Raw genomic sequence first — 20,880 nt, forward strand, 5'->3', positions numbered from 1 at the left:
TCCCTGGGGATCATCCGTACCAAAAAAAGCTACGATAGGCGCGATGCACGAAGACGTTCACCGTAGAGCAGCCAACCGAACAGTAATACGCCGGTGGAAAGCAACACGATTGAGCCGGGCTCTGGCGTCGGAACTGTCGCCACCGTTGCTCTCCCCGTCGGGAAGTCCGTTGGCGGATCGACGCCATCCTCCGTAATAAAGAAGTAGCCGCCGTTGGGAATGACTCCGTCTGTATAGATCAGCGTAAACGACGAGTTGTCAGGCGAGGCCGGACAATCCACATTGCTGAAAATGTCATCGGAGACTCCTGGATCGCAATTTGCCGCCTGACCGACCAACGGTCCGACATTCGGGAAGGCAAGCTGCAGGTTGTTCCAATCAAGCCCCGAAATATTTCGCCCCGCGAAGCAGCCAGTCGCAGTGTTGCTTCCCGGCAATTCGCCGGAAACGCAGCCCGTAAAGGAGACGTCGAAAGACGTCGACGAGATGAGGAATAGCGGATAGGAGGGATCCGTCGGGGGCGGTGGGTCGAGAACGCGCATATGAAAATCGATAGGGGTGGCCCCGGCAAGCCCGGTAAAGAAGCAGATAGCTGCGATCAGACCGAGAAAACGAAGAACTCTCATGGCAGACTCCTTTGATTTATCTCAATGTTTCTCGTGAAGTCTCAACGTGAAATGAAGAGGAGAGATAGGGGCCCGGCACGGTGAGACAAGTTCTATGGCACTCACTATAGGAGCACTCTCTATACGAGTCAATGCGATTGACCGCTATCGATCACCGGAGTGACCTCTCCTTGCTCTTTCTGGCCAATCACAATCTTCCATCGGATGCTGGTAAAGTTGTCTGACGAATCTGGAGCGCTGTTTGAACCGATCCACAACTGAAGAAGTGACCACGGACCTGCGCAAACGATGGCTGTTCCTTCTGCCCGCGGTCTTCGTAACATACAGCCTTGCTTATCTCGACCGCGCCAACTATGGCTTCGGCGCGGCAGCGGGTCTTGCAGCAACACTGCACATCACCGACTCTCAGAGCGCGTTGCTTGGCTCGCTTTTCTTTCTGGGGTACTTCCTCTTCCAGGTGCCTGGCATCGCCTACGCGCGGCGAAGAAATACCAGCCGTCTGATATTTTATGCGCTGCTCGCGTGGGGAACGCTCGCGGCGCTCACCGGCGTCATTCACGCCTTCTGGCTGCTTGCCATCGACCGTCTGCTGCTCGGCGTCGCCGAAAGCCTCATCTTTCCGGCGATGCTGCTTCTTCTCACCAACTGGTTCACGCGCTCGGAACGCTCGCGCGCCAATGCAATCCTGATCCTCGGTAACCCCGGCACCATCCTCTGGATGTCGGCGATCACCGGCTTCCTCATTCGCTCCTTCGGCTGGCAGATCACCTTCGTGATCGAAGGGCTCCCATCAGTTGTGTGGGCGTTCGTCTGGCTATGGGTTGTCTACGACAAGCCTGAAAAAGCACCGTGGATGAGCCCGGAGGCCAGCGCGTATCTCAGCCGTGAACTCGCAGAGGAGCAAGTGGCGCTGCCCGCTGTGACAAGCCTGCTCAAGGCCCTGGTACGTCCCGACGTGCTTCTGCTTTCGGCGCAGTACTTCTGCTGGAGCCTCGGTCTATACGGCTTTGTCCTCTGGCTGCCTACCATGATCCGGCAGGGCAGCGCGGTTGGAATCGGAATGACTGGCCTGTTGACGGCGATACCGTATCTGCTCGCCGTCCTGATGATGCTTCTCGTGGCTTACTTATCGGACAAGACCCTTCGCCGGAGTTCGCTCGTATGGCCGTTTCTTCTACTCTCAGGCGTTGCGCTTCTGGGCTCGTTCCTGTTTGCGGCCCACGGCTTCTGGCTGGCGTACGGCTGTCTCATTCTCGCGGGCGGTGGCATGTTCGCGCCCTACGGCCCATTCTTCGCCATCGTTCCCGAGGTGATTCCGCGCAATCTCGCCGGCGAGGTGATGGCCATGGTCAATAGCTGCGGAGCGCTGGGTGCATTCTTCGGCGCCTGGATCGTAGGCCTGCTGCAGGCCCGCACCGGTAACTCGCGCGCAGGTTATCTGCTGATGGCGGTTTCGCTGATTCTCTCCGGCGCGATCATGCTCTTCGGCTTTCGCCAGCCTGCATCCCAGAGCATGCCGCAGCTTCAGACCAAATGAAAAGTGAAAGCCGTGATCGGCGCCCACGCATAAAATAATCAGAACAGGACACCGGAGAACACCATCCCGAACTTATCCATTACGTCCATCCTCGAAAGTCCCGGCTTCGATCACGGCGCGGTCAAGACCCATGCCGCCGGACCTCAGGGCACGCTACCCATCACACCCGAGATGCTGCTCACCCAGCCCTCGGGAAATCTCTTCGGCCTCACTCAGAACGCGGGCATGGGATGGGACCCGAAGCACTTGCTCGACCCTGAATTCCTCATCCTCAGCACTCACGGCGGAGTCCGCGCCGCGGACGGAACTCCGATCGCGCTTGGCTTTCATACCGGCCACTGGGAGGTCGGCCTCCTCGTTGCCGAAGCCGCGAGAGAGCTGCGCGCACATCGCTGCGTCCCCTTTGCCGGGGCCGTCACCGATCCCTGCGATGGCCGTACCCAAGGCACCGAAGGGATGCTCGACTCGCTCCCCTATCGCAACGATGCGGCCATCGTTCTCCGGCGGCTCATGCGCTCGCTGCCCACCCGCAAAGGCGTCATCGGTGTCGCCACCTGCGACAAAGGCCTACCCGCCATGATGATGGCACTGGCCTCCTCCGGCAGAACTCCCAGCATCCTTGTCCCCGGCGGGGTGACGCTTCTCCCAGAAGACGGGGAAGACGCGGGCAAGGTCCAGACCATCGGCGCCCGCTTCGCCCAGCAGCAGATCACGCTCGAATACGCCGCCGACATTGGCTGTCGTGCCTGCGCCTCGCCAGGTGGCGGCTGCCAGTTCCTCGGCACAGCCGCAACCTCGCAGGTGATAGGCGAAGCTCTAGGACTTTCGTTGCCCCACACCGCGCTCGCGCCATCGGGCCAGCCCATCTGGCTGGATGCCGCGCAGCGCTCTGCCCGAGCCATCCTGCGCATGCATCAGACCGCGATGGGCACCGCCGACATACTCACGCAGGCCTCCATCCAGAACGCCATGGTGCTGCACGCTGCCTTCGGCGGCTCTACCAATCTGCTGCTGCACCTCCCGGCCATCGCCCATGCAGCAGGATTGCGTCGACCAACCGCCGCCGACTGGGCAGAAGTGAATCGCAACACGCCCCGCCTGGTCGACGCTCTGCCCAATGGCCCTCGCCAATTCGCCACCGTGCAGGTCTTCCTTGCCGGAGGCGTCCCCGAGGTTATGCTGCACCTGCGCCGCGCCGGGCTGCTCGATACCACCGTCAAAACCGTGTCCGGAACGACCCTCGACGAGTGCCTCAACTGGTGGCAGGACAGCCCTCGCCGCAGCCAGCTTAAAGAGCAGTTACTCGCACAAGATAGAATCGACGCCGACGACGTCATCATGCCGCCGGACGTCGCCCGCGCTCGGGGTCTCACGTCCACCGTCTGCTTTCCGGTCGGCAATCTCGCACCCGAGGGCAGCGTTATCAAGAGCACTGCTATCGATCCGTCATTGATAGACGAGGCTGGCATCTATCGTCATCGCGGCCCGGCAAGGGTCTTTATTACCGAGACGGCCGCCATCGCCGCGCTCAAGACCGGAGCCATCCTCGAAGGCGACGTCATGGTGCTGATCTGCGGCGGCCCTGCCGGTGCAGGCATGCAGGAGATCTACCAGATCACCTCTGCGCTCAAGGCGCTTCCCCACTGCAAGCACGTCGCCGTACTCACCGATGCGCGCTTCAGCGGAGTCTCAACTGGCGCCTGCATCGGCCACATCTCCCCCGAGGCGCTGGCCAACGGCCCCATCGGCCGCGTTCACGATGGAGACATCATCGAGATCGTCATCGACCGCAACGCCCTCACCGGAACCGTCGATCTCATCGGCGAAAACGGAGCCCTCTTCACCGCTGACGAAGGCCGCAAACGCCTCGCCATGCGATCATCACGGCCCGACCTCGCACCTCACCCGGCACTCCCCAACGACACTCGCCTCTGGGCCGCGCTCGTACAGGCCAGCGGCGGAGTCTGGGGTGGATGTGTCTATGACACCGACATGATCCTCGCACGACTCGAAGCATCGACATCTCCCACAGGAAAGGCTTAATACGTGAGACTCTACCGCACCCAGCAGGGACCTTACCTCCTCAACGAAAATCTTTATTACCGCGTCGAAGGCACCTCATGGGACGCACTAATCACGCGCGAAGACCTGCATGATTACTGCCGCTCCATTGTCGACCGTGGAGACCGGACAAAGTGCTTTCCGTCGGACTCGATCCTCGCGCCCATCGAAAGCCAGGAGGTCTGGGCCGCCGGCGTCACCTACTACCGCAGCCGCAGCGCCCGCATCGAAGAATCGAAGGACGCGGGCGGCGGCGACTTCTACGACCGCGTCTACTCCGCCATCCGCCCCGAGCTGTTCTTCAAGGCAACCGGGCCCCGCGTAGTCGGGCCCAACGCCAAGGTCAAAATCCGCAGCGATGCAACGTGGTCCGTCCCCGAACCGGAGATGACGCTCCTCATCAGCCCCAAAGGAACCATCCTTGGCTACACCATTGGCAATGACATGAGCTCCCGCGACATCGAAGGCGAAAACCCGCTCTATCTGCCGCAGGCAAAGGTCTACGACGGAAGCTGCGCCCTCGGTCCCTGCATCTTCCTCAGTCCCGACTCGCTTCCGGCATTGACACGCATTGAAATCCAGATCGTGCGCAACGGCGAAACTGCCTTCTCCGGAAGCACTTCGCTCTCTGAGTTGAAGCGCGACCCGAAGACCCTGGTCAGTTTCCTGTTCCGCGACAACAGCTTCCCCCACGGCTGCTTTCTGATGACTGGTACCGGTGTCGTTCCGCCGGATTCTTTCACGCTCGCCAGCGGCGACGAGGTGCGCATCGTCATCGAACCTATCGGCACCCTGGCTAACGTTGTAGCCTGAACAGGTTCGCGCCAAAAGTTAGCAGGAAAGCCTGCACCGCTGCGATACTTGAAGACGTCAAATCATTTAAGCAGATGGCAATCCCGACTTCTCCCAAATCGGCCTCTTTTGAACGCACGCTGGCAAGTGCACGGTCCACCATGGTCTTCAGTGAAGTGGTGCGACTCGCAGTCGACAGTTTCCGCGCCAATAAGGTCCGATTTCTGCTGACCATGCTGGGAATGATTATCGGAGCAGCATCGATCATCCTGGTCGTCACCATCGGGAAGACGGGCAAGCAGTATGCACTCAATGAGCTCACCAGTATTGGCCCCAACAAGGTCGAGATGCAGTATGTCGGCGGCACCACCCCCGGCCCCAACAATACCACCACGCCCGATCTGATGACTTACGAAGATATGAATGCTGTCCTGGACCAGGTCCCGGACATTGTCGCTTCGTCACCCATGCTTGAGGTCCACTACAGCGTCGGTATAGGTGGTGGAGTCACCAAAGACGCCATGCTCCTCGGGGTATCGCCTCAATACAAAACAGTGCGAAATCTCGCCGTGGTTGCGGGGCGGTTTTTCGACGATCAAGATACCGCTTCGCGGACCAAGGTAGCGGTTATCGTCGAACCCTTCGCCAAGGCGTTGTTTGGCAGCACTTCGGCCGCCGTCGGCCACAATATCACCGTAGAAGGAATTCCATTCATCATCATCGGGGTCTTCAAGGAGGGTGTCACAACTTTCGGACTATCCGAGATCAGCGATCAGACGCTCCTTGTTCCCTATCCCGTTGCGCGCTATTTCACCGGCAGCGACAAGGTGAAGGAGATCTTCTTTACCATGCGAGACCCGGCAGAGGTAGTTCCTGCGTCCCGACAGATCCTTGCGATCATCAAGAGCCGTCATCGCTCGTCCTCTGTCTATCTTCCATTCATCATGACGGGCTTTCTGAGCATCATGGCAAAGATCGCTGACATGCTGACCGTTGTATTGTCTTTAGCTGCCAGCATCACGCTCATCGTAAGCGGCGTCGGCATCATGAACAGTATGCTGGCGAATGTGCAGGCCCGAATCAAGGAAATCGGCATTCGCAAAGCTCTGGGAGCGACAAGCCTTGAGATTCGACTGCAATTCCTCACCGAGGCGGTCTTTCTTTCGCTGGCTGGAGGTCTCGTCGGCACGCTGCTCGGCCTGGCGATTCCCTTGTCGGTCAGTCTGCTGACTCCCTACAAGATCCCAATCAGTCTTTGGTCCGCGGTCATTGCGCTTGGCACTTCAATGCTGGTCGGCATCCTCTTCGGAACACTCCCGGCCAACCGCGCAGCCCGGCTCGACCCAGTACAAACTCTCAAGTACGAGTAGGTTTGACCGGAGCATGATGTTCTATACCGTCGCGTCGAGGCTAACTCCGGGACAGGTCTGCAAGCAGTACCGGATTCGTGTTGCGGACCTCATGTTTGTGCATTACCCAGAGATACCAGGCTAACCATAAAGGTGCAGTCCACAGATATTTGGCTGAGTGCATAATAGGATCGCTCAAGAGCAAGCCGCCTTCGATAGCGGCGCTTGCCAGGGCGATCAGGGCTATCCAGTTTCGAGATGTGCGATACGCGCCTTGCAGCAATGCAGGAATGACCAGTGGCTGATCGGTAATCCAGGCATATGGACTCACGAGAACCGAAACCAGCATCAGCAGTGCGCCATGTTCCATCCAGTCCCAGGTATCGCGATGTTTCCTGTAGTAACCGATCGCCCAGATGCAGCCCACCGCGGCAAAAACGTACTGCAACCACATCGCATGTGGATCAACGTTGAGGCGAAACACTGTGCTCCAACAGGGGATAAACTCTTTTCCAATCCCGGCGCCACGCATCATTTGGCGGTATTGTGCCCATGCCAGCGGATCGAGGAAAAAGACCGCCAGCGAACTCACGCCCAAAGCTGCGCACAAACCCAGCAGCACTCGGTAGCTGCGAGTAAATATGATCCAGACAATCAGGACGGCCCAGAAGGGGAGAAATAGATGCGGCTTCAACGCGCAAAGCCATAAAGAAACACCGGACCAAAACTGGTGTGATCGATGCAATCGCAGAAAGAGAACCAACCCAAGCAAAGCGAACAGGCCAGTCTGCCCGCAGATCACACATACAAGTGCAGGGCCGAAGGAATAAGCCAGGAAATGCCTGCGATTTTTCGGCCGGCCATGCATGATCCAAAGCATTCTCACCGAAACAATCAGGCACCCAAGCAGCAGCGCACACCACAAAATATTTCCCACACGTAGACTCAAGAATCCAAATGGAAGCACCAAAAGCAGGGCGGGCGGCAGATTGCGCATAATCAGAGCGCGATCTTTGCGAGTGAACCCCACCGAACGCTCCAGATGCAAAATGGCATTGCCATAATAGGGATTTGCGTGGCGCCTGATCTGCTTTGCCGATGCCCAATAGGAGATGAAATCATGATCCTGAAGCTGATTGCGCGCTACAAGGGTTGTGCAGATGCCATCGACGGTAGCAACAAACGTTAGGGTGCAGACACACACAACAAGGAAGGCAATCGCGTTCTGCCACTTGAAACGAGTCCACGGAGTTTTGGCAGGGTCTGGAGCAGAATACATAGTCAAGGACAAAAATCTTTCGCAATTTCAATGAGACAGGATGCCTTTGATTGCGCTGCCTGACAAACACCCTAACACGGTGACGGAATAGGCGTCCTTCAGCACCAACAAAGCGCATCCGTCTTCACAGAAATTCGCGAAGACAGATGCGCTTTGCATAAACAATGAAACGAACTACTCGGCGGCGACTGTTTCCGCTTCCGGCTGATCGCCCTTGACCGTGACCTTGATGTGGCTGGTCACTTCGCGGTGCAGCTTGACCGGCACGTGATACTCGCCGATGGTCTTCAACGGCTCTTCAAGCGAGATCTTGCGGCGATCGATCTTGAAGCCCTTCTCCTCGAGCTGGTGCGCGATATCGCCTGAAGTAACCGAACCAAAGAGATGCTCATGCTCGCCGACCTTGCGCTCGAACACAAGCTCAATCTCATTGAGTTGCGTCGAAAGCCCCTCTGCCTCAGTCTTCTCTTTGGCAGACTTGCGGATGGCCGAACCCTTCATCTGTTCGATGACCGCCTTGTTGGCGGCAGTCGCCTCGATGGCGAGCTTGCCCGGCAGCAGATAGTTGCGCCCGTAACCGTCGGCGACTTTGACCACATCGCCGCGATGCCCGAGCTTGTTTACGTCTTCCTTCAGAATGACTTCCATTGCAGTTTCTCCGATTCCTGTCTGGCCTATCTCATAGGCCAGTCTTGCGTGGCAGGTAATCCCCGCTTGCGCAGCGATTAATTTAGAAGCGTGCGGCGAAGGCGAGCAGAGCGATGTTGCGCGACTGCTTGATCGCCAGGCTCAGGCGGCGCTGATGCCGTGTGCAGACGCCGGTCAGGCGGCGCGGAACGATCTTGCCGCGTTCAGCGACAAAGCCCTGCAACAGGCGGACATCGCGGTAGGAGATGGCGTCGATCTTCTCGGTGCAGAACTTGCAGACCTTCTTGCGCCGGAAGAACTTGCGGCCGCCGGGGCCGCCGCCGGGACGGGGCGTGCGCGGAGCGCCTGCTCCTGGACCCGAATGTGGCCCGGCGTGTGCCGGACGCGATGAAGGTGCGTGCTGCTCAGTCGATTGCGGCGTGCTGGTTTCGTCAGCCATGATGATTCCCTCTCAATTGCGTTGTGCCTTCACCCTCTCCAGACCCGCGATGGAGTCTCTGAACATTCGGCCTGGCAGGCCGAACGGAAGTGGGATCAAGCGATTCGTGGTGCGTTGCGCGATGCGGCAACAAGCAGGCATCGCAGATCTGGTAGCGCTAAAACTAAACGGCGGCTGCGTTCTCGGGAGGTGCGTCGGAGGCAACCGGCGTCTCGGGAGCGGCAACTGCGGGCACTTCTTCTGCTTCATCCGCGGACTCAGCGGCAGCAGGAGTACCGGCCTCAGCATCCGGCGTGGCGGCAGGCGCCTGCGGGGTCTGTGCGACCGGCTGTGCACTGCGCTTGACCTTGGAGTCGCGCAGAGCCTTCACCTTGGCAAGGCGCTTCTCTTCTTCGTCCATGCGCACGGTGATGAACTTGATGACCTGCTCGGAGACGCGGAGGCGACGCTCGATCTCTGTGATCAGCGAGCCTTCGGCGGCGATGTTCAGCAGGATGTAGAAACCGTCGTTGAACTTGCGAACAGTGTAGGCGAGCCGGCGACGGCCCATCTTCTCGACGCTCTTTACTTCACCGCCACCATTGGTGACGTTGGCCGAAAAGCCTTCGATGAGCTTGTCGATGTCAGCTTCTTCGACGTCCGGACGGACGATAAACATGATTTCGTAGGTACGATTCATTCGTTTACTTCTTTCTGCGAAGTTCTGCTTCGCACCGTGCTTGCGTGTCGTCTGCCAACACGGTTTGGAAAATCAACTTGTACTACTTCCCGTTCGATCCTTCCGAAGCCTTCTCAGATTCGTCCGGCCGTCGGTTGAACTCATTCATCGCAGCGCCAACACCCTTGGTCAGCACCACCTCGACAGCGCTCCGTGCGCGGTCGAGCACTTCATCCAGCACCACAAGCTCCTGCTTGCGGAATGGCGACAGCAAATAATCCTTGCCGCCAGCCTTGATCTCTCTGCCATCCTCAAGAGCCGGTTTCCCGACGCCGATGCGAATGCGCAGCCACTCTTCCGTGCCGAGCGCGCCGGAGATCGACTTCACTCCGTTATGCCCGCCCGCCGATCCACGCTCGCGAATGCGAATCGTGCCCAGCGGAATTGCCAGTTCGTCGTAAAGGACGATCAAGTCCGTTGACGGAATGGCAATATCAAGCTCACGAACCAGCGCGGCCACCGAAAGCCCGCTCAGATTCATAAACGTCTCCGGCTTGGCCAGCAGAACATCCTCTCCTGCAAGCCGCGCCTTTGCGGTAAGCGCCCGTCCCCGCCGATTGGTCAAGACCACGCCGCAATCGTCCGCGATGCGATCCACTGCCAGAAACCCGGCGTTGTGCGGCGTGAACTGATATTCGATACCGGGGTTACCGAGCCCGACAATCAGCTTCACGCGTAGCTTCCCTTCCGTCCCTTGCGATGGCGGCCTCGAAGTGTACTGCAAGCCTCAAGGCCGCCGCCACTTTACTTCTTTCCGCCCTTAGCATCGGCAGCCGGAGCAGCTTCTGTATCCGTCTTGCCCTTCTTGGCGACTTCCGGCTCGCTCGGTGCAGCGGCAATAACCTCAGCCGGAGCCTCTTCCTTCACCGCCGTCACGTGAGCAACTGTTGCGTTTTCATCGCCCAGGAACTTGATGCTGCCCGAGTGCGGCAGATCGGAGACGTGAATCGCGCCGTGAAGTTCAAGCCCGGAGACGTCGACGTCCAGGTGGCTCGGAATATCGCTCGGCAGGCACTCGACTTCGACCTCGCGCAGAACGTGGTCCAGAATGCCGCCCTGGTTCTTCACGCCGATTGCCGTACCGATCAACTGAATGGGTACGGAGACGCGCATCATCTTGTCCATCGCGATCCGCTTCAGGTCGATGTGCAGCAGCTTGCCCTTGATCGGCTCATGCTGCCAGTCGACGATCATGGCCTTTACGACAGCCGCGCCTTCGACGTTCAAATCGAAGATCGTGTTGTGGCCGGACTCAGAGTGCAGGATCTTGGTGATGACCCGAGGGTCCACCGTAACGGCAACGGCATCCTGCGCCGCGCCATAGACAACGGCTGGAATCTTGCCGGCGACGCGAACACGGCGGGCCGCATTCTTGTTGAACTTGCCTTCACGAGGTGTTGCGACTACTGCTTCAATAGGTGCTGCCATAACGAAATGTTCCTTTCGGGCACGAGGTTGAGCCTCGCTCCCTTTGCTGCTCGTTGAAATAACACTGCTAGTTGAACAGCGTACTGACGCTGGTCTCCATATGAATGCTCTCGATCGCGCGTCCAAGCAGCCCGGCAATCGAAAGCACTTTAATCTTCGGCACCCGCAACGCATCTTCGCGCAGCGGAATGGTATTCGTCACGATCAATTCTTCCAACCGTGAATTTGCAATGCGCTCAACCGCCGGCCCGGACAGCACGGCATGTGTCGCGCACGCATAAACTTTTTCCGCGCCCTGTTCCAGCAGCGCATCCACCGTCTTCACCATGGTTCCGGCGGTGTCGATAATATCGTCGAGGATCAGGCACGTCCGGCCACGCACATCGCCGATCACGTTCATCACCTCGGTCACGTTGATGTCGGTCCGCCGCTTGTCGACGATGGCCAACGGTACATCCAACTTCTTGGCGAAGAATCTCGCCCTCTCCACGCCGCCCGCATCCGGCGAAACCACCGTCAGATTCGGCAGCTCCAGCTCCCGGAAGTAGCTCACCAGCACCGGGCTGGCAAACAAATGGTCCACCGGAATATTGAAGAACCCTTGAATCTGTGCCGCGTGAAGATCGACCAGCAACGCCCGGTTCGCACCAGCCGTAGTCAGCAGATCTGCCACCAGCTTCGATGTAATTGCTACACGAGGCCGGTCCTTGCGGTCCTGTCTTGCATAGCCGTAATACGGCATCACAACCGTGATTCGCCCAGCCGATGCGCGCTTCAGCGCGTCCATCATGATCAGCAGCTCAACAAGATGCTGGTCAACAGGGAAGCATGTGGGCTGCACCAGAAAGACGTCCACGCCACGAACATTTTCGAGCAGTTGAAAATGAACCTCGCCGTCGGAGAATCTCTGCAACCTGGTCTCGCCCAGCGGCAAACCGACGAACCTGCAGATCTCCTCGCACAAGGCAGGATTAGCCGATCCGCAAAAAATCTTAATGCGCTTACTTTCATTCAGCCGTCCGGGGCGCTTTCTATCCGCGGCGGCCTTAATCTGTCCGCCCTGAGCGGCTTGCGTCGGCGCAGACTGGGAGTCAAGCTCCTCAGTCTGCCCTGAAATAGGGGAAAGAACTGCAGTCGTGTCTTGTTCGTTCACGTTGAAACCCTCCAGGCTGGTTGACCTTGGTAGTTCCTGCTGCTTTGTCTCGCGAAGCCTCGTTGCGGCCCCGTAGGTCTTTCGAAAAATCCTTGTTGCGAATACTGCGAAAGCTAAAGACCTTGTTCCTTCAAACTTCTGACGTCTTCGTCCGCTACATTGCTGCGGAACCAAAACCCATTCAACTTCTGCGGCAACTTGCTGCCGCCAAAGAACCCTAAATTTACGTCGCATCCGGCGTCGACATTTTGGTTGGGCGACTAGGATTCGAACCTAGACAAAGAGATTCAAAGTCTCTTGACCTACCGTTAGTCGATCGCCCAGTATGCCGCCGGCCTGCTATCGCCGGCGAAGCTACCCTGCGAACATTCTCTGCCAGTAAGCCGCCCTGGGCAAAGTTTCCGTCAGGAAAGTCCGAACCCCAGCTTGCGTTGCAGCCGACTGGATACGCTGTTGAGCTACTCGCGCATCTGCATCGGACCGAAAAAGTCCAAACAGAGCCGAACCCGAACCCGAAAGCGCTGCATATAATGCAGGAGCCTCAGAATCAGTACCCATCAATAAACGCTTGGTTTCACGCAGGGAGGGATAAGCCGGAAAGACGACCTGTTCAAAGTCGTTTTCAACCCCGGTGCGGACAAGCGAGAGAAGGGTATTCTCCGCGAGACCGTTCGGCACACCGCTCTGAATTTCTTCAGAGTTCCCCTGTTTTTTCTCAGGATTCAGGCTGCGAACGATACCGGAAGTGCCAGGCTCAGCATACAAAGACGCATAAGCGAGACTCAACTCCATAAGTCTATCGGCTTTAGACTCGTCCGTCAATCCACCCGGTCCCTGCCTTCCATCCCAGTCCCGAAATGCCTGCGGCGTCGAGACTCCCACATTCGGCACCGCCACCAGGCAAGCTATCCGCGGCAGATCCGGCAACGGAACCACCTGCTCCCCTCGATTCAGTCCCAAAACCGCCCCACCCAGCAGAAACAGCGGCACGTCCGATCCCACGCCCGCCGCCAACTCCAGCCGCGCGGCTCCCGGCAACGCAACCCCAAGCTCTCGCTCCAGCCCAATCAGGGCCGCTGCCGCATTCGCACTTCCCGCCCCCATCCCGCCCTGGACCGGCAGGTTCTTCTCAATCGACATCTCAACCTCGGCCGTCACCCCCAGCCGCTCCAGGCAGCGTTCCACCATCTTCCAGGCGGTGTTCCGCCCATCCACTGGAACCCGTGCATGGTTGGTAGTCAGCACCAACCGCGTCTTCGCTGCGCGCCGCGCAGAAACCGTCACCAGGTCATGCAGATCCAGAGTCTGATAGAGCGTAGTCAGCCCATGAAACCTATCGGCCCGCACCGGTCCAATCGCCAGCCCCAGATTGATCTTTGAATAAGAACGAACGCGCGTAGCCATCGCCTTCGATTCTAACCGCGCAATCTATTTGATCTCCGTAGCTGTCAGTTCCAGCTGCAACGTCCGCTTCGAAGTAACCTCGTCGGACGAGAACAGCACCGTCGGCTTTCCCAACACCACTAGCACTTGAGAGTTCCACTTGTTTTGCTGAATCATCGGCATCCCACGTGCTTCCACTGTTCCCTGCATCTTCGAATCGCTAACGCTGCTGATATCCGCGCTCACTTCCATTCCCAGCCTTCCATCCAGATCCATCACGCTTTTGCAGTCGATATTCACCCCCACATCGATGTAGGTCGCTTTACCTGGTTCGATCTCTATTGGAACCCTCGTTCCGTTTCGTATGGAACGGGTGTTGAAGTTCATGCTTTGGTGCTCCACGGTCCCGATATTCATTGCGTAGTCCCGACTGTTGATCACCTTTCCAGCCTCAAGCTCCTTCACGACAAATGCCAAATGATAGTAATGAGGCACGAACGGCGCAGCCTGTTTGGCCGAATTCAGCGTCTCCTGCCCAAAGGCCGTGGCCGACACGCAACCCAGCAGAGCGATTGCAACCAAACATCCCGAAAAAAATCCCGCTTTCTTCATTTTCATCTCCTTTTATCGACCCTGCGCTTCTTTTGCCCGCGGATCCTGTACCGGATACAGCGGGGCAATCTCAATCTTCGCGATCACAATCGGCTCAATATTTAATGCCGCAGGCGGCTTGCGCTCGGCCGCAGAATCCGCTAATCCCGGCACAATCTCTCCCGGATGCCGCTGGGACACCTCCGCTAACTCCCGCACCGGCTCCGCCACTACGCTCGGCGTCGGAAACACATCCAGCTTGGGGAAGGATTTTTCCTCATACACAACCCTGGTGTTTTCATGTCGAACCGAAGTCTTTGCCTCGGCAACTCTTCGTGGCTGGGTTCTTACCGGCTCCGCAGCCGCTCTCTCAGGCGACATCGAACCAGAGACCGCGGGTACTTCTTTCATGTGCCGGACTGGGGACACGCTCCTCGGCCAAACCAAAAGTGCAACAACACACACTGGCAAAGCCGCCGCAATCATTCCCCAAGTCACAAGCCTCCAGACAGGCCGTCGCTGCCCGTCGGTGCGAACCCGAGCCATCACCCGCGCTTCCAATCCCGTACGCGGCTGCGCGGAGGCATCCTCTCGCAAAACTCCATCCAGCAGTTCATCGAAGTCCTTCATCGCCGCACCTCCATCCCCGCAAACCTCTTCTTCAACTCCGCCCTTGCCCGCATCACTCGCGTCCGTACCGTTCCTTCGGGAATCCCCATCACCGCCGCAACTTCACGCGACGTCATCTCCTCCATCGCGCTGAGCATCAGCGGCTGCCGCAACTCCTCCGGCAAGCCATCGATCAGGCGCCTGAGCAGAACCCGCTCGTCGTCGTCCGCCGTATGACTCTCCGGCGATGCCCCACCAGCAGCCAGCTCCATTCCGGCGACATCGTCCATCCGGTCGACGGCCCTGGGAGCTCGATCGAGGGCCACCCGCCAAACCGTCCGCGCCAGAAATGCCTTTTCATCCTCTATCCGCCGCCAGGCCTCGCCCCGATACAGTTTCAGAAAAGCCTCCTGCACCGCGTCTTCGGCATCCTGCACATTCCGCAACACTCCATAAGCCACGCGAAACATGAACCGCGCCTGGCGTTCGACGATCCCCGAAAACTCCTGCTCCCGCTCCAGCGGATCATCCCGACGCAAGCTCTCGCGCCCCCTGACTTCAAGCTCCGTCCATACCGCCGGCAAGTCCATCCATCCTCGCAACGCAGCAGCCTGCCGCGTTAAATCGCTCGCCTTCATACCCTAAGACCGGCGTCAAACAAAAACTGTTCATCTTTATTTCAATTTCATTCAAGGCTGACGTTCAGAATCGACGATTCGCCGTCCCGATCAGATTGGGGAAGCTGCGAGCACAATGCACGGCTTCTTCTCCGGCTCCGCTCAGGGTCAGAATGGTATCGGCAGTCTGCCTTGGGCGATGACAGCGGCGAGCCCAATAGGAGGGTCGTGCTCAGGGTATGAACCGTGACATCTGGCTGGCATTCGTGCTGAATGACTACTGGGAAGCTGGCGGGTAGGGTTGCTCCGCCCATGGCAGAAACAGAGAGAAGATGGTCCCGTGGTGGATAGGGTGCTGAGTGCTGCGGAAGGAGAGGCGGCCCTGGTGCCGTTCCACAATTCCGGCGGATATCCAGAGGCCGAGGCCGGTTCCGTTAAGGTCTTTGGTAGTGTAAAAGGGCTCGAAGAGCCGGGCCCGCACTTCGGGTGACATTCCGTGTCCAGTGTCGGCAATGGTGATGCGGATGCCCGGGCGGCCCTTTAGATATCCATCGGATTTGCCGGTTGTGTCGTGGGCCCGAATGATGAGACGGCCACCCTGGCGCATCGCATCGATGGCATTCGCGATGAGGTTGTTGAGGACCTGACGAATGTCGTTTTCAAAACAGAGGATACGTGTTTGGGTCGTATAGGTGGTCTCGACCCTGATGTTGGAGTTGGCAAGACGGCCTTGATAGAGATTGAGAACGGCGTCCACCAGATCGGCCGCCGTGACGTTGGAGGCACGGACCGCTTGGCGATGAAAGCGGAGCGTCTGCGTGGCAATCTGGCAGACGCGTGAGAGTTCGCTCTGCGCCGTCTGAACATAGGCGCGCGCGCCGGGAGGCAGGTCGTCAGACAGGGCGATCAGATAGAGGAGATTGGTAATGGCTTCGAGTGGGTTATTGATCTCGTGTGAGATGGAGCTCGCGAGGCGTCCGACGGCGGCGAGCTTCTCGCTTTGAATGAGAGCATTTTCCGCCTTCTTTTGATGAGTGATTTCGAGTGAGACCGCAGCGATCGCTTCGACTTCGCCGTAAGGGTTATAAATGGGGGAATAGTTGACGTTCCAGAAGCGATGTACCCCGGGTCGAGTAGGAAGTTCACCTTCGAGCAGTACGTCTTTAATAGTTTGGCCGCGGGCAACCTGTTCGAACATCTCCCTGAGACCGTCAATTGGGGCGATCTCCGTGAGGGTGCGGCCAAGTATCTGCTCCTTTGGCAGCCCGACGATTTCTGCCTGTCTTTCGTTGAGACGCAAATAGCGGAACTCGACCGGATCGAAGAGCGCCAAACCGACGGGAGCTGTTTCATAGACGGTCTCCAGTTCGGCGCGCTGGCGCTCAGTCTCAATCTGCTTCTGGAGCAGTGTCTCAGCAAAGGTCTTCCGATCATCTATGTCAATAGCGACGCCGAGCCAGTGGAGGATGGCGCCGGACGGATCCCGTACCGGTTGAGCGCGGATCCACCACCAGCGCGGCTGACCGTCGCGGGCACGGATCAGGCGCGCTTCGATATCGTATTCAACACCGGTCGAGATGGAGTGGGCCCACGTGTCAAGGACGCGATCGCGGTCGGCGGGATGAAAGGCTGTAATCCAGCGGTCGCGATCGGCGGTGGTGAAGCCGAGATAATCGCTGAAGCCCTGGTTGGCATAAGTGATCCTGCCATCAGGGTCGCCCATCCAAATAGCCTGGGGGTTGAGGTCCGCGAGGACACGGTAGCGGGCTTCGCTGGTGCCAAGAGCTTCAACCGTGAGCCGGTAATCGTGGATATCGATACAGACACCCAGCCAGCGAACGCCATGTTCGGGATGATCAGGAACCGGGAGAGCGCGGCAGAGAAACCATCGGTACTCTCCGTCGGACGCCCGTCTCAGGCGGAGATGAATGTCCATCATCTCGCCGCTGCCGTGGATACGGTTCCAGGTTGTGAGCAGCAGAGATTGGTCGTCGGGGTGGATCGCTGTGAGCCAATCGACGCCCGTGGCCTGGTCGAGCGAAAGACCGAGGTAGTCGAGAAGGCGTTGGTTAGCATAAGTTACGCCGGAGCTGTCGGACGTCATCCAGATCATCTGCGGATTAAGTTCGGTGAGCAGGCGATAGCGGGCTTCGCTCTCGCGCAAGGCAGCCTCATCGTGGCGCTGCTGCGTGATATCGCGAAAAAAAACAATGATGCCGTCATCGGATGGTAGCGACAGGATGTTGAACCATCGATTGAGCGGGTCGGGATAGAAGGCCTCAAACGTACTAGGCACGCGTTCGCTCATGGTGCGTTCGTAGTTAACGTGGAAGTCAGTATCGATCGCCGCGGGAAACTCTTCCCAGATGTTTTTGCCGACCAGATCTCCATTGGGAGCGAGTATCTGGTTAGCCCGGTTGTTGGCGAAGGTAAAGCGCCAGTCGCGGTTGACTGCGAAGATGGCGTCGGTCGTGACCTCAAAGACCTGATCGAGTTGACGAGCCGCCTCTTCGCTCCGCTGCTCAGCGAGTTTGCGAAGTGTCACATCATTGAAGAAAATGATGATGCCATCTTCGTAGGGTCTGGCGAAGGCGCGATACCAGGCATTGAGGGGCTCAGGATAAAAGGCCTCGAACTCAGTCGGAATGCGCTGCTCCATCGTCTTGCGATAGTTTGAGTTGAATGGCTCCAGCGCGTTATGCGGAAATAAACGCCACAGGTTTTCACCGATCAGCGGGCCGGATGCGAGCATATCGATTGCCCGCCAGTTGGCAAAGGTGAAATCCCAGTTCTTATCCAGACAGAGGATCGCGTCAGGAGTGGCATCGAAGGCCTGCTGCAGCCGTTTGGTCGCGATGTCGCGATTCTGTTCCACCAGCTTTGCAGCGGAGATGTCCTTATAGAAGACAGCAATCCCCTCGTCGCATGGAGTGACAAGGACATCCATCCATATGCTCAGCGCCGCGTGGAAGATTTCGAACTGCCGAGGAATCCGGTCCTGCATCGTCGCCACAAAGTTTTCTTCGACGAGAGTGCCGCGCATCATCGGGCGCAAGTCCCAGTAGCTTTCTCCCATGGTGCCGGGCCCAAGCCGGCTGATACGAACCGCCTGCGGATTCGCGTAAAGGATGCGGAAATCAAGATCAAGCGCAAGAATGGCGTCTGACGAAGCATCGAGAATCGCTGCAAGGTTCAAGTCAGACACGCCGAATGAAGCTGCTGGGGCAGACTTTCTGGGTGACGCCGTATTCAATGAAGGCGTTTGCGGCATAACATGTCTCAGTCTACTGAGATTACCCTACGAGTTGGGCGGGGGGAAGAGTGTCGTCAGGATGGAGGGATTCCAGATGAGCGATGCGCTTTTCAAGCGCCATGACGGTAGATCGCATAACGATAAGTTCCTCCTGCAGATTGACGAGCAGTTCTCGCGATGAGCTTGTGTTGGCGCTCAGATTCGGGAGAGGCTGCGACGGGGTTAACAAAGCATTCGCACCGCCCAGCAGATGCATGTAGCGGGACTCGCGCGAACCGGGTTGCCTGGGCAGAATGACGGCAAGTGGGCCGGTTGCGTCGGGCGTTTCCGCGCTGTCATCCGGCTGCGGACGGGAGGCGAGCCGCTCGAGAGTGCTGTTAACGGCGGCGATGTCGTCGAAGGTGTACAGGCGGTCGGCGCGGCTGCGTAGTTCGCCTGGTGTCTGCGGGCCGCGCAGCATGAGCAGGCAGAGGACGGCAGTCTCGTCGCGACGAAGATTCAGGACCGTGCGAATGCGGTGCTCATACTTGGGCACACGGCTGTCGTAGACGGGCGCCGTGAGCTTAAGATCTTCGAGCGAATGGATGGCCTGGCGGACCTCGTCCTCCGTCAGAGTGAGCACAGGATCGCGGCTGGATCGCTGATTGCACGCATTGACCAGAGCATTGAGCGAAAGCGGATAACTTTCCGGCGTGGCAATCTCTTTTTCGATAAGCGAACCGAGCACACGGAGCTGAATGGGATCGAGCGTCATTACTCTATGGTGACATAACGGTTATAGGGCCGAAGAGGTCGAACCTCACGGAGCGGGAGGAGTGCCTTCCGGGGAACTATGACGGAAAAGTTACACGCACAGGGGGCGTATAGGTATCGGGCCACATTTGTGGCGGGTAGAATGGTAATTAGTGAATGGCGTTCAGTGAAACTCATTAGCGAGGGCCATTTTACCCAATCAAACCCCAGGAGATGTGCGGATGAAGCTTCGTTTTGACAGATGGGTGATGATCGCGATTGTCGCGGCAATGGTGTTCGCGCTGAGTGAACCAGCCAAGGCAGGCGAGATAGCTGAGACGTCCAGCCCGAGCCTGAGCACAGGCCCTGCTTACTCGCTGCATCTCTATCATCTGCATACCGGCGAAAGCCTCGACGTGGTCTACCGCGTAGGCGATACCTACATTCCGGCGGCGCTCGATGAGTTGAATCACTTTTTGCGCGACCATCGTACGGAGACGGTGAAGGCATACGATCCAAAGGAATTCGACCTGCTTCATGCACTCATGGCGAAGCTCGGACGGCCTGACGGTGTGATCGATATCGTCTGCGGCTACCGCACGCCGTGGAGCAATCACTTCTTGAGAACACGCGCTGCCAGCACTGGCGTGGCCGAGCACAGCCAGCACATGCAGGCGAAGGCAATCGACATTCGCGTGCCTGGCGTATCTACCTTGAAGCTGCGGAATACGGCTTTGAGCTTGAATGAAGGTGGAGTGGGCTACTACCCGGTGTCGCAGTTTGTGCATGTAGATGTAGGGCCGGTGCGGGAGTGGTCGTATGGCCGCGTGCACTCACGCCGGATCCGATCTCATACTCATACGCGCGCCCGAATGCGGGCTGTCGGCGAGTAAGACGATTGCTTATCTGGGTCTGTGAGTAACGGATTCTATATGAGTTTTGCGCCCTTCTGTATGTTGTGTCGCATACACAAAAGCTGAATATTCTTTTCGGAATCCGAAGTCCCACCTTTTGAATAAGGCAATATGTGATCAAAGTGAAGGTTTTGGGTTGAACCACAGGAAACGCAAGCACCCTTATCCCTTCGCCATACCGCCACTTTTACGTGAGATGGAATGAGCCTGCGCTGCTCAATTTGTCGCTGCTCTACTGATCCAAAAGACTCTTCGTCTGGAATTGAATCGAGCTTGAATTTGAAGACTCGCCGATTTCCACTAGTCTCGGTCCAACTATCTACAAGTGCAAATAACCCGTTATAAGACCAAATACCGTCCTTAATCTTTTCGTAAACACGCACTCTGGCGGCTGGCTTCTCGTTGCGAATATAGGATTGCGCAGCCTGATGAAAATGTCCATTTTGAGTTGGCCTACCCGATTTTGATGCTAGTGGCTGATCAACCTGCTTCGGATACGGAGTTTGAGATGTCTTCGGTTCATCGTGCCCTTCATAGATCAGCACGGTGCCATTCTCTTCGAGAATGTCATCGTATGGCGCTCCCGGCCGATGTGAAGATAAAACAATTGAATGCGTTTCCGCAGCGTTGAAGTTCATCCCTCGTTGAAGGGATAGACCCTCGCGTGCGCACATTTCCATATACGTGATGATTTCATTCGATTGCATAATTAGTTATGCCCCCAATAATAAAGGCCGCCTCGTCAGGCGGC

At 57.8% G+C, this 20,880-nt stretch carries 20 protein-coding genes and 1 tRNA gene; 5 read left to right on the forward strand and 16 right to left on the reverse strand.

Annotated features, from left to right (window positions below):
- Window positions 1–29: 29 nt before the first annotated feature.
- Window positions 30–626, reverse strand: a complete 597-nt coding sequence (locus P4G45_RS14980) for a hypothetical protein (protein ID WP_348267283.1) — start codon at window positions 624–626, stop codon at window positions 30–32.
- 241 nt (window positions 627–867) lie between these two features.
- Between P4G45_RS14980 and P4G45_RS14985 the strand changes: the two genes are divergently transcribed.
- The 4 genes from P4G45_RS14985 to P4G45_RS15000 all read left to right on the forward strand — a co-directional run bounded on the left by P4G45_RS14985 (window position 868) and on the right by P4G45_RS15000 (window position 6,386).
- Entirely contained in the window at window positions 868–2,163 is a 1,296-nt protein-coding gene (locus P4G45_RS14985) for an MFS transporter (protein ID WP_348267284.1), read from the forward strand.
- 171 nt (window positions 2,164–2,334) lie between these two features.
- Entirely contained in the window at window positions 2,335–4,206 is a 1,872-nt protein-coding gene (locus P4G45_RS14990; RefSeq protein ID WP_373694125.1) for a YjhG/YagF family D-xylonate dehydratase, read from the forward strand.
- Between the two features lie 3 nt (window positions 4,207–4,209).
- Window positions 4,210–5,037, forward strand: a complete 828-nt coding sequence (locus tag P4G45_RS14995; RefSeq protein WP_348267285.1) for a fumarylacetoacetate hydrolase family protein — start codon at window positions 4,210–4,212, stop codon at window positions 5,035–5,037.
- Window positions 5,038–5,111: 74 nt separating this feature from the next.
- The gene (locus P4G45_RS15000) at window positions 5,112–6,386 is read left to right on the forward strand and encodes an ABC transporter permease (RefSeq protein WP_348267286.1); all 1,275 of its coding nucleotides are present in this window, start codon (window positions 5,112–5,114) and stop codon (window positions 6,384–6,386) included.
- 40 nt (window positions 6,387–6,426) lie between these two features.
- Here the strand turns inward: P4G45_RS15000 and P4G45_RS15005 are convergent, their stop codons facing one another.
- The 14 genes from P4G45_RS15005 to P4G45_RS15070 all read right to left on the reverse strand — a co-directional run bounded on the left by P4G45_RS15005 (window position 6,427) and on the right by P4G45_RS15070 (window position 19,237).
- Window positions 6,427–7,362 carry a glycosyltransferase 87 family protein gene (locus P4G45_RS15005; RefSeq protein WP_348267287.1) on the reverse strand — a complete coding sequence of 312 codons (936 nt, stop codon included), beginning with the start codon at window positions 7,360–7,362 and terminating at the stop codon, window positions 6,427–6,429.
- 456 nt (window positions 7,363–7,818) lie between these two features.
- On the reverse strand, window positions 7,819–8,292 hold the full coding sequence (rplI, locus tag P4G45_RS15010; RefSeq protein ID WP_348267288.1) for a 50S ribosomal protein L9: 474 nt from the start codon (window positions 8,290–8,292) through the stop codon (window positions 7,819–7,821).
- An 82-nt stretch (window positions 8,293–8,374) separates the two neighbouring features.
- Window positions 8,375–8,731, reverse strand: a complete 357-nt coding sequence (gene rpsR / locus P4G45_RS15015) for a 30S ribosomal protein S18 (RefSeq protein WP_348267289.1) — start codon at window positions 8,729–8,731, stop codon at window positions 8,375–8,377.
- Window positions 8,732–8,894: 163 nt separating this feature from the next.
- Window positions 8,895–9,410: a 30S ribosomal protein S6 gene (rpsF, locus tag P4G45_RS15020; protein ID WP_348267290.1), complete on the reverse strand. Its 516-nt coding sequence runs from the start codon at window positions 9,408–9,410 to the stop codon at window positions 8,895–8,897.
- An 82-nt stretch (window positions 9,411–9,492) separates the two neighbouring features.
- Complete coding sequence (gene pth, locus P4G45_RS15025; RefSeq protein WP_348267291.1) at window positions 9,493–10,122, reverse strand: aminoacyl-tRNA hydrolase; 630 nt, start codon at window positions 10,120–10,122, stop codon at window positions 9,493–9,495.
- Window positions 10,123–10,193: 71 nt separating this feature from the next.
- On the reverse strand, window positions 10,194–10,877 hold the full coding sequence (locus P4G45_RS15030; RefSeq protein WP_348267292.1) for a 50S ribosomal protein L25: 684 nt from the start codon (window positions 10,875–10,877) through the stop codon (window positions 10,194–10,196).
- Between the two features lie 67 nt (window positions 10,878–10,944).
- Window positions 10,945–11,892 carry a ribose-phosphate diphosphokinase gene (locus tag P4G45_RS15035; RefSeq protein ID WP_373694207.1) on the reverse strand — a complete coding sequence of 316 codons (948 nt, stop codon included), beginning with the start codon at window positions 11,890–11,892 and terminating at the stop codon, window positions 10,945–10,947.
- 387 nt (window positions 11,893–12,279) lie between these two features.
- Window positions 12,280–12,353 (reverse strand) — tRNA-Gln (locus P4G45_RS15040).
- A gap of 31 nt (window positions 12,354–12,384) precedes the next feature.
- Entirely contained in the window at window positions 12,385–13,434 is a 1,050-nt protein-coding gene (locus P4G45_RS15045) for a 4-(cytidine 5'-diphospho)-2-C-methyl-D-erythritol kinase (protein ID WP_348267294.1), read from the reverse strand.
- Window positions 13,435–13,458: 24 nt separating this feature from the next.
- Window positions 13,459–14,025: a hypothetical protein gene (locus P4G45_RS15050; protein ID WP_348267295.1), complete on the reverse strand. Its 567-nt coding sequence runs from the start codon at window positions 14,023–14,025 to the stop codon at window positions 13,459–13,461.
- 12 nt (window positions 14,026–14,037) lie between these two features.
- Window positions 14,038–14,634 (reverse strand): hypothetical protein, encoded by a 597-nt coding sequence (locus P4G45_RS15055; protein WP_348267296.1) that lies wholly within the window; start codon window positions 14,632–14,634, stop codon window positions 14,038–14,040.
- The gene (locus tag P4G45_RS15060) at window positions 14,631–15,251 is read right to left on the reverse strand and encodes an RNA polymerase sigma factor (protein ID WP_348267297.1); all 621 of its coding nucleotides are present in this window, start codon (window positions 15,249–15,251) and stop codon (window positions 14,631–14,633) included. The genes P4G45_RS15055 and P4G45_RS15060 overlap by 4 nt, the downstream gene beginning before the upstream one ends.
- 256 nt (window positions 15,252–15,507) lie before the next feature.
- Window positions 15,508–18,435: a PAS domain-containing protein gene (locus P4G45_RS15065; RefSeq protein ID WP_348267298.1), complete on the reverse strand. Its 2,928-nt coding sequence runs from the start codon at window positions 18,433–18,435 to the stop codon at window positions 15,508–15,510.
- 88 nt (window positions 18,436–18,523) lie between these two features.
- Window positions 18,524–19,237, reverse strand: a complete 714-nt coding sequence (locus P4G45_RS15070; RefSeq protein WP_348267299.1) for a YceH family protein — start codon at window positions 19,235–19,237, stop codon at window positions 18,524–18,526.
- Window positions 19,238–19,457: 220 nt separating this feature from the next.
- Between P4G45_RS15070 and P4G45_RS15075 the strand changes: the two genes are divergently transcribed.
- A complete protein-coding gene (locus tag P4G45_RS15075; protein WP_348267300.1) occupies window positions 19,458–20,108 on the forward strand; it encodes a DUF882 domain-containing protein in 651 nt (216 codons plus the stop codon).
- A gap of 35 nt (window positions 20,109–20,143) precedes the next feature.
- Here the strand turns inward: P4G45_RS15075 and P4G45_RS15080 are convergent, their stop codons facing one another.
- Window positions 20,144–20,767, reverse strand: a complete 624-nt coding sequence (locus P4G45_RS15080; protein ID WP_348267301.1) for a YDG/SRA domain-containing protein — start codon at window positions 20,765–20,767, stop codon at window positions 20,144–20,146.
- Window positions 20,768–20,880 lie beyond the last annotated feature (113 nt).

The organism is Edaphobacter paludis (assembly GCF_039993895.1).
GTDB lineage: Bacteria > Acidobacteriota > Terriglobia > Terriglobales > Acidobacteriaceae > Edaphobacter > Edaphobacter paludis.

Coding starts and splice junctions, on each gene's coding strand:
- P4G45_RS14980 (WP_348267283.1), bottom strand. CDS start 626: ATGAGAGTTCTTCGTTTTCTCGGTCTGATCGCAGCTATCTGCTTCTTT.
- P4G45_RS14990 (WP_373694125.1), top strand. CDS start 2,335: ATGCTGCTCACCCAGCCCTCGGGAAATCTCTTCGGCCTCACTCAGAAC.
- P4G45_RS15000 (WP_348267286.1), top strand. CDS start 5,112: ATGGCAATCCCGACTTCTCCCAAATCGGCCTCTTTTGAACGCACGCTG.
- P4G45_RS15005 (WP_348267287.1), bottom strand. CDS start 7,362: ATGCGCAATCTGCCGCCCGCCCTGCTTTTGGTGCTTCCATTTGGATTC.
- rplI (WP_348267288.1), bottom strand. CDS start 8,292: ATGGAAGTCATTCTGAAGGAAGACGTAAACAAGCTCGGGCATCGCGGC.
- rpsR (WP_348267289.1), bottom strand. CDS start 8,731: ATGGCTGACGAAACCAGCACGCCGCAATCGACTGAGCAGCACGCACCT.
- rpsF (WP_348267290.1), bottom strand. CDS start 9,410: ATGAATCGTACCTACGAAATCATGTTTATCGTCCGTCCGGACGTCGAA.
- P4G45_RS15030 (WP_348267292.1), bottom strand. CDS start 10,877: ATGGCAGCACCTATTGAAGCAGTAGTCGCAACACCTCGTGAAGGCAAG.
- P4G45_RS15045 (WP_348267294.1), bottom strand. CDS start 13,434: ATGGCTACGCGCGTTCGTTCTTATTCAAAGATCAATCTGGGGCTGGCG.
- P4G45_RS15050 (WP_348267295.1), bottom strand. CDS start 14,025: ATGAAGAAAGCGGGATTTTTTTCGGGATGTTTGGTTGCAATCGCTCTG.
- P4G45_RS15055 (WP_348267296.1), bottom strand. CDS start 14,634: ATGAAGGACTTCGATGAACTGCTGGATGGAGTTTTGCGAGAGGATGCC.
- P4G45_RS15060 (WP_348267297.1), bottom strand. CDS start 15,251: ATGAAGGCGAGCGATTTAACGCGGCAGGCTGCTGCGTTGCGAGGATGG.
- P4G45_RS15070 (WP_348267299.1), bottom strand. CDS start 19,237: ATGACGCTCGATCCCATTCAGCTCCGTGTGCTCGGTTCGCTTATCGAA.
- P4G45_RS15075 (WP_348267300.1), top strand. CDS start 19,458: ATGAAGCTTCGTTTTGACAGATGGGTGATGATCGCGATTGTCGCGGCA.
- P4G45_RS15080 (WP_348267301.1), bottom strand. CDS start 20,767: ATGAACTTCAACGCTGCGGAAACGCATTCAATTGTTTTATCTTCACAT.